The sequence below is a fragment of the Streptomyces sp. NPDC029122 genome (genome assembly GCF_055569445.1).
Window position 1 is genome coordinate 1 of the sequence record NZ_JBVHWK010000058.1, and the last position, 6,896, is coordinate 6,896.

Sequence of the window (6,896 nt, forward strand, 5' to 3'; positions counted from 1 at the left end):
TGCCCCCTTTGTTGTTGGGCGGGGGGGGGGAAGGGGGAGGCGGGGGGGGGGGAGTTTGTGCGGGTGTGCTCCCCTGGGGGGGGGGGGGGGCCCCCCCCCCCCCCCCCCCCCCCCACACCGGTGGATCAGCCGGTCAGAGGGCGAGCGCCTGGGCGCGGCGCTTGACCTCCGTGCCGCGATTCTCGCGCAGCGCCTGCACGGGGGTGCCCGGCAGGGTCGGATCCTCGGTGAAGAGCCACTCCAGCATCTCCTCGTCGGAGAAGCGGTCGTCACGCAGTACGGTCAGCAGCCCGACGAGGCCCTTGACGACCTTGTCGCCGTCGATGAACTGCGCCGGAACCTGCAGGGCGCGGTTCTCGCCCCGGCGTACGGCGATCAGCTGCCCTTCCTTGACCATCTGGCGGACCCGGGTCACCTCGATGTCGAGCATCTCCGCGATGTCGGGGAGGTACAGCCAGGAGGGGACAAGGGCATCGATCTTTGCGTCAATCTCGGTCACGGGGACAAGCCTGCCACTTCGGACGGGCCGCCGGTACCTGGCCCCGTCCGTCCGGGGCCGGGCGGCCGCCGGATCGGGGCCCGGCGGGCGGCCCGGCACGGCCCGGGAGCCGTCAGACCAGGGCCGATTTCAGCGGAACGGCCGGGTCCGCGACCTTGGACGGGTCCACGGGCGCGGCGGTCTCGATCAGCTTGCGGCCCTGCGCCAGGTCCCGGGGGCGGCCCACGGCCAGGACGGCCACCAGCGCGCCCCCGCGCAGCCAGCACACCGACCAGGCGGGGCCGGCCGGGTCGCCGCGCCACAGCAGGGTGTCTGCGTCGCCGTGGTGTCCGGCGTACTGGACGAAGCGGCCGAACTGCTCGGACCAGAAGTACGGCACGGGATCGTAGGCCTGGACGGGCTCCGCGGCGAGGATGTTCGCCGCGACGGCCCGGGGGCCCTGGAGGGCGTTGTCCCAGTGGTGGACCAGCAGCCGCCGCCCGTAGCGGGCCGACGGGAAGGAGGAGCAGTCGCCGACCGCGTACACGCCGGGGACGGAGGTGCGCAGGTGCGCGTCCGCGGTGACGGATCCGTCGGGGCCGAGCTCGATCCCGGTGCCGGCGAGCCAGTCGGTGGCGGGCCGGGCGCCGATGCCGACGACCACCGCCCCGGCGGGCAGCTCACGGCCGTCGGCCAGCAGGACCCGGCCCTCCTCGATCCCCGCGACCTTCGCGCCGGTGATCAGGGTGGCACCGGCCTCGGCGTACCAGCGGCCCATCGGCTCGGCGACCTCGGCGGGCAGGGCTCCCGCCAGCACCCGGTCGGCGGCCTCGACCACCGTGACGGCGCAGCCGGCCTCGCGGGCCGCGGTGGCGAACTCGGCGCCGATCCAGCCCGCCCCGACCACCACGGTCGCGGGGGCCGCGGCCAGCACCGGGCGCAGCCGGGCGGCGTCGTCGAGGGTGCGCAGCAGGTGGACGCCGGGGACGCCCTCGGTGCCGGGCAGGGTCAGCGGGCGGGCGCCGCAGGCCAGCACGAGGACCCCGTACGGGACCGGGCCGGCCTCGGTGTCGACCTCGCGGGCCTCCGCCCGCAGCCCGGTGACCTCGGTGCCGAGGCGCAGGCCGATGCGCAGGTCCTCGAAGTCGACCTCGAACGCGGAGTCCTCGGCCTTGCCGAGGAGCACCGCCTTGGAGAGCGGGGGGCGGTCGTAGGGCTGGTGGGGTTCGGCGCCCAGCAGGGTCACGGGGCCCTCGTAGCCCTGTTCGCGCAGGGCCACGGCGGTCTGCACGCCGGCCATTCCGGCACCCACGATCACGACGCCGGGGTTCGTCTGTTCCGTCTGCTCACTCACGCGGCCCAGCCTAGTGAACTGACGGCCCATCAGGAACAGGGGGAGGGGGACCGGCGGGCGGACGCCGGGGAGGCAGCCTTACCCGGCTCCGGCCGCGGGGTTTAGTCTGGCCACCGTACCTATCGCGGGAGTCCGGGCGCACCGGGCTGAGAGGGAGGCTGGCCGGCCTCCGACCGTACGAACCTGATCCGGGTCATGCCGGCGAAGGGAGGGGCTGGACGCCCATGCACTCATCTCGGAAGGGATCCGCCAGGGGATCCGACGTCCTCGTCATCGGGGGCGGCATCATCGGCCTGGTCACGGCCTGGCGGGCGGCCCGGCGCGGGCTGCGCACCGCACTGGCCGACCCGGACCCCGGCGGCGGCGCCGCCCGGGTCGCCGCCGGCATGCTGGCCGCCGTCACCGAGCTGCACTACGGCGAGGAGACCCTGCTCGGCCTCAACCTCGCCTCCGCCGCCCGCTACCCGCAGTTCGCCGCCGAGCTCACCGAAGCCAGCGGCGGCATGGACCTCGGCTACCGGGCCTGCGGCACCCTCGCCGTCGCCCTCGACGCCGACGACCGCCTCCACCTGCGGGAACTGCACGCCCTCCAGCGCCGCTGCGGCCTGGAGTCGGAGTGGCTCACCGGCCGCGAGTGCCGCCGCCTGGAACCGATGCTCGCCCCCGGCGTACGCGGCGGGCTGCGCGTCGACGGGGACCACCAGGTCGACCCCCGCCGGCTCGCCGCCGCCCTGCTGGCCGCCTGCGAGCGGGCCGGCGTCGCCATCCACCGGGCCCGCGCGGAACGGCTGCTCGTCACCGCCGACCGGGCCGCCGGAGCACTGCTCGACGACGGTACGGAGCTGCGCGCCGGCCAGGTGGTGCTCGCCGCGGGCTCGCTCAGCGGCCGGCTGGCCGGCGTACCGGACGGGGCGCGCCCGCCCGTACGGCCGGTGAAGGGGCAGGTGCTGCGGCTGGCCGTACCGCCCGCGTACGCCCCGTTCCTGTCCCGGACGGTACGGGCCGTCGTACGCGGCAGCCACGTCTACCTGGTGCCGCGCGAGAACGGCGAACTCGTCGTCGGGGCCACCAGTGAGGAACTCGGCTGGGACACCACGGTGACCGCTGGCGGGGTGTACGAGCTGCTGCGCGACGCACACGAGCTGGTGCCCGGCATCACCGAGCTCCCGCTGGTCGAGACCCGGGCGGGGCTGCGCCCCGGCTCCCCCGACAACGCGCCGCTGCTCGGCCCGACCGACCTGCCCGGCCTGCACCTGGCCACCGGGCACTACCGGAACGGGGTACTGCTGACCCCGCTGACCGGCGACGTGATGGAGGAACTGCTGTCCACCGGCTCCGTGCCGGAGATCGCCCGCCCCTTCAGCCCGCGCCGCTTCTCCTCCACGCGTCAGGAGTCCCTCGTATGACCATCTCCGTCAACGGCGAGCCGCGCGAGGTCGCGGCCGGCACCACCCTCGACGCGGTGGTCGCCACCCTCACCACCGCACCCTCGGGCGTCGCCGCCGCGCTCAACGAGACCGTCGTCCCGCGCGGGCAGTGGCGGGCGACGCCGGTCGACGAGGGCGACCGGATCGAAATCCTCACCGCGGTCCAGGGAGGCTGACCACCATGGCCGACGACGTCTTCACCCTGGGCGGCCGGACCTTCTCCTCCCGGCTGATCATGGGCACGGGCGGGGCCCCGAGCCTGGACGTCCTGGAACGCGCCCTGGTCGCCTCCGGCACCGAGCTGACCACGGTGGCCATGCGGCGCCTCGACCCCACCGTGCAGGGCTCGGTGCTCTCCGTGCTGAACCGGCTGGGCATCGCCGTCCTGCCCAACACGGCGGGCTGCTTCACGGCCGGCGAGGCCGTGCTCACGGCCCGGCTGGCGCGGGAGGCGCTGGGCACGGACTGGATCAAGCTGGAGGTCGTCGCGGACGAGCGCACCCTGCTGCCCGACGGCGTCGAGCTGCTGGACGCCGCCGAGGTCCTGGTCGACGAGGGCTTCACGGTCCTCCCGTACACCAACGACGACCCGGTCCTCGCGCGGAAGCTGGAGGACGCGGGCTGCGCGGCGATCATGCCGCTGGGCTCCCCCATCGGCTCGGGCATGGGCATCCGCAACCCGCACAACTTCGAGCTGATCGTCGAGCGCGCCGGGGTCCCGGTGATCCTCGACGCGGGCGCGGGAACCGCCTCCGACGCGGCCCTGGCGATGGAGCTGGGCTGCGCGGGGGTGATGCTCGCCTCGGCGGTGACGCGTGCGCAGCAGCCGGTCCTGATGGCGGCGGCGATGCGCGACGCCGTCTCGGCGGGCCGCCTGGCCCACCGCGCGGGCCGCATCCCCCAACGCCGCTTCGCCGAGGCCTCGTCCCCGGTGGAGGGCCGCGCGGCACTGGACCCGGAACGCCCGGCGTTCTGAGGGGTACGGGGCGGGGCTTGCGGCGCGGGCCGGCGTACGCGGCTTGCGGCGCGGGCCGGCCATTTCCCCCTCGAGGGGTGGGGGCCGGGCGGTGACTGCCCACCCGCCCCCTTGTCTGCGGGCCGGTGGGGTGGGGATCGGTATCCCCTCGGGCAGCGTCAGGGCCGGTTTGGGGGGTTCCCGTCAGTCCCATCGTCCTTCCGTGTCGTGCCGGTCCCTCAAGGGCGCTCGCTGCGCTCGCGTCGCTTCGCGATCGCCTTCGGCGACCCTTGACCGACCAGCCCGCCCCGGAAAGACAAGGACTGCCGGGAACCCCCCAAAAGAACGGTCACGGGGCAGGAACGGGAGGGGCGGGTCCCTCAGCGATGAGACGGCCGGCCGGGCACCGGCCCGCCGGGCATCCGGGTCCCATGTCCGCGATTCCCTGCCAGAGCCCGGCTACCTGCACCACATGCCGACCAGCCCCCGGCGGTCCACCCAAGCGCGACAGATCGCTACGCGCTCCTCGCCCCTCGGCGTCCGGCCACCGTCTGGAGCTGGTACCCACCTGTCCGGAGCCGGTACCTCGGCCGTCTACCCGCTCGTGGTGACGGTCCTTCACTCAGTGACTGGTGTGGGGGCTGGTGAGCCTGCCTGCCGGAGGTGGTGCAGCATCAGAAGCGCGGAGATCGTGCTTCCGTTGCGGATCTCCCCGTGCGCCACCAGGTCTGGTACGCGTGCGAGGGGAACCCATTCTCGTCGTGCGGATTCGAAGTCGTCCTGGGGTGGCCCGATGTGTTCTGCCTGGTCTGACCAGTACACGCGGTGGTGTGAGGTGGAAATTCCAGGCATGGGGTCGATGGCCATGAGAAGCTTCATCGGTCCTGGCCTCCAGCCTGTTTCCTCTTCGAGTTCACGCGCTGCGGCTGCGGCCCCGTCTTCTCCCTCACCGATTCCGCCGGAAGGTAGCTCCCATCCCCACGCTCCGGTGATGAAGCGATGACGCCACAGGAGCAGGACCTCGTCACTTTCATTGACGACGGCGGCCATCGCGACCGGGCGGAGCCTGATCACGGTGTGATCGAGGTGGCGGCCGTCGGGCAGCTCAACGTCGGCCATGTTCACCCGGATCCAGCGGTTCTCGTACACGGTGCGCTCGCCGTGGGTCTGCCAGACTGACACGCTCTTGCCTCTCGTCGGGGTGCTGCCCATCCCAGCATGATTCGATCAGAACGGGATACGCAGTGTCTCGTCGATCCGTTCGACGACTTCGGCAGTCACTCTGCTGCCCATCGTGGACATGGACGTACGGACTTTCATGAGCCGTTCCCGTAGCCGTCGGGACTCCATCCCCTCCATGACGTCGATCATGGTCATTGCTGTGTCTGCGGCGAGTTCGGGATTGCCGCCGCGTACCTGGCAATCGGAGAGCGTCGCCAACCGGTGGACGCGGCCACGTTCGTGGGTCTGGACCGCGACGGCTTCGGCTGCGTAGGCCTGGGCGGGCACCATGTCGCCGAGCCGCATCAGCGCGTCTGCGAGGTTGGCTTCCAGGAGTCCTGCTTGGACGTAGCTGGTCTCGGCGGGTTCCTCGTCGCGGCGGATGAGTCCCGCCTCCGCTTCGGCCAATCCCATGCTCCGGTGTGCCTGCCGATGGTCACCTAGGCGGGAATATGCCTTGGCTTGCATGGCGTGGAGATCGCAGGCCAGGGCGTGAGAAATGGCATTGCCCGCAGCCCGCAGGCCCGCCTCGGCGAAGGCGACCGCTTGGCGGTGTTCACGCATGTACAGCGCTTGGTTGACGAGGAGCGCTATCACATACCCGCCGAATGCCCTGTCTCCAGAGGCCTTCGCCAGCCTCAGAGCTTGGTGGAAGTACCTCTGGGCAAGCCCCTGTACGTCGGAGTCGTAGGCGCAGATACCAGCCACGGCCACGATCCCACCCACAGCCCTGTGGAGCTCTCGACCGATGGCATCCGTATACGCCCCGCGCAGCAATGGCGCGGTCTCCTCCGTCAAGTAGGTGACCACTCGGGCGCGGGTGGCAACACCACCGGCCTTGCGGTACATCTGCTCGTAGTGCCTACGTGCAGCGCGGAGTCCGGCGACATCTTCCGGCCCGACTTGGATGCTCCCTCGCCGGGAGAGATCTGGGTCGTCCGGTGGGTTTTCCCACTCCCATACAGGGCCAACCGCAGGCAGGCCTGTGATCACCTCGGCCTCCAGGACTTCTGGGCGCTGCTGCTGGTCCCCCCGCCATAACGCGGCCGATCGGTCGATGAATCCGGTGAGCGGCATACCCATCGGGGCCGTCGAGCTGCTCCCCATGCCGATGTCCGCGAGCGAAATCCGGCGACCGAGGCGCTCGGTGAGGATCGAGCTGATCAGCTCGGGTGTGATGCCTCGTGGGCGCTGGCCTTTGAGCCAACGAATCACCGAGGAATGGTCGTAGCAGAAGGACATGCCTTGAGCTCGCGCGGCCAGGTTGATGCGTGCGGCTAACCCGTTACGGCTCATCCCCGCTTCGTCCAGGAGCGCGTCGAGCAGTGTGTTTGCGTCCATGTGGCCCCAAATCGCTGAGGATTCGAGCGTATCGGTAGCGGGGGGGGGGGGGGGGGGGGGGGGGGGGGGGGAAAAGGGGGGGGAGGGGGAGGGGGGGGGGGGGGGGGGGGGGGGGGAGAT

Annotated in this window: 7 protein-coding genes and 1 riboswitch; of the genes, 3 read left to right on the forward strand and 4 right to left on the reverse strand. The window is 72.2% G+C overall.

Annotated elements, in window-relative coordinates:
• Positions 1–133 precede the first annotated feature (133 nt).
• Together ACZ4WZ_RS33745 and ACZ4WZ_RS33750 are read right to left on the reverse strand one after the other, a co-directional pair.
• Positions 134–499, reverse strand: a complete 366-nt coding sequence (locus tag ACZ4WZ_RS33745) for an Rv2175c family DNA-binding protein (protein WP_267035306.1) — start codon at positions 497–499, stop codon at positions 134–136.
• A gap of 112 nt (positions 500–611) precedes the next feature.
• Positions 612–1,832, reverse strand: coding sequence for an NAD(P)/FAD-dependent oxidoreductase (locus tag ACZ4WZ_RS33750; protein WP_467896918.1), 1,221 nt, complete (start codon positions 1,830–1,832; stop codon positions 612–614).
• Positions 1,833–1,946: 114 nt separating this feature from the next.
• Positions 1,947–2,059: riboswitch (TPP riboswitch) on the forward strand.
• On the opposite strand from ACZ4WZ_RS33750, the gene thiO reads away from it, so the two are divergent.
• The 3 genes from thiO to ACZ4WZ_RS33765 all read left to right on the forward strand — a co-directional run bounded on the left by thiO (position 2,057) and on the right by ACZ4WZ_RS33765 (position 4,235).
• The gene (gene thiO / locus ACZ4WZ_RS33755) at positions 2,057–3,238 is read left to right on the forward strand and encodes a glycine oxidase ThiO (RefSeq protein ID WP_467896920.1); all 1,182 of its coding nucleotides are present in this window, start codon (positions 2,057–2,059) and stop codon (positions 3,236–3,238) included. (Overlaps the previous riboswitch by 3 nt.)
• Entirely contained in the window at positions 3,235–3,435 is a 201-nt protein-coding gene (gene thiS, locus ACZ4WZ_RS33760; RefSeq protein WP_401252701.1) for a sulfur carrier protein ThiS, read from the forward strand. Before thiO ends, thiS begins: the two co-directional genes overlap by 4 nt.
• Before the next feature lie 5 nt (positions 3,436–3,440).
• Positions 3,441–4,235, forward strand: a complete 795-nt coding sequence (locus ACZ4WZ_RS33765; RefSeq protein WP_467896923.1) for a thiazole synthase — start codon at positions 3,441–3,443, stop codon at positions 4,233–4,235.
• Between the two features lie 597 nt (positions 4,236–4,832).
• On the opposite strand, the gene ACZ4WZ_RS33770 is transcribed toward ACZ4WZ_RS33765, so the two are convergent.
• Both ACZ4WZ_RS33770 and ACZ4WZ_RS33775 read right to left on the reverse strand, forming a co-directional pair.
• Positions 4,833–5,426 carry an NUDIX domain-containing protein gene (locus ACZ4WZ_RS33770; protein WP_467896925.1) on the reverse strand — a complete coding sequence of 198 codons (594 nt, stop codon included), beginning with the start codon at positions 5,424–5,426 and terminating at the stop codon, positions 4,833–4,835.
• 15 nt (positions 5,427–5,441) lie between these two features.
• Positions 5,442–6,776, reverse strand: coding sequence for a transcriptional regulator (locus tag ACZ4WZ_RS33775; RefSeq protein ID WP_467896927.1), 1,335 nt, complete (start codon positions 6,774–6,776; stop codon positions 5,442–5,444).
• Between the last annotated feature and the right edge of the window lie 120 nt (positions 6,777–6,896).